We start from the raw sequence: 623 nt of genomic DNA on the forward strand, positions 1-623 counted from the left end.
GAGGATATAATGGCTGCTTTTACTCGATTAGGTGCGGACAGTAATGCCTTTACAAGCTTTACTAAGACCAGCTATCTTTTTTCAACAATTGACCATCTATTAGAGAATTTAGATTTGCTAGATGAGTTAGTTGGAGATGTTCATTTTACAGAAGAATCAGTTTTGAGGGAACAGGATATTATCCAGCAAGAACGAGAAATGTACCAAGATGATCCAGACTCACGTTTGTTTTTTGCAACATTAGCCAACCTTTATCCTGATACTCCTTTAGCAACAGATATAGTTGGAAGTGAAAAATCAATTTCTGAGATTCAAGTTTCAAATTTAAAAGAGAACTTTACAGACTTTTACAAACCTGTCAACATGTCACTGTTTTTAGTTGGAAATATTGATGTGGAAGTTGTTGAGGAATACTTTTCGAAAAAGGAAAAGGAAGTTTCAAACCAGTTTACGGTTTCAAAAGAGCAACTCCTTTTGCAGCCTGTGAAGCAAACAGATAGTCTTCGGATGGAAGTTTCTTCACCTAAACTTGCTGTTGCGATTAGAGGTAATGGGCAAATAACAGAAGCTGAGTCTTATCGTTACAATATTTTATTGAAATTACTATTTACGATGATGTTTGG

The 623-nt window shown here is 35.3% G+C and carries 1 protein-coding gene; it reads left to right on the plus strand.

Annotated features, from left to right (window positions below; all coding sequences use genetic code 11):
• Nucleotides 1–623 (plus strand): M16 family metallopeptidase (locus GMD4S_RS10030; RefSeq protein ID WP_000330650.1); only part of this gene is annotated, 623 nt, incomplete at both ends.

Source organism: Streptococcus sp. GMD4S (assembly GCF_000296955.1).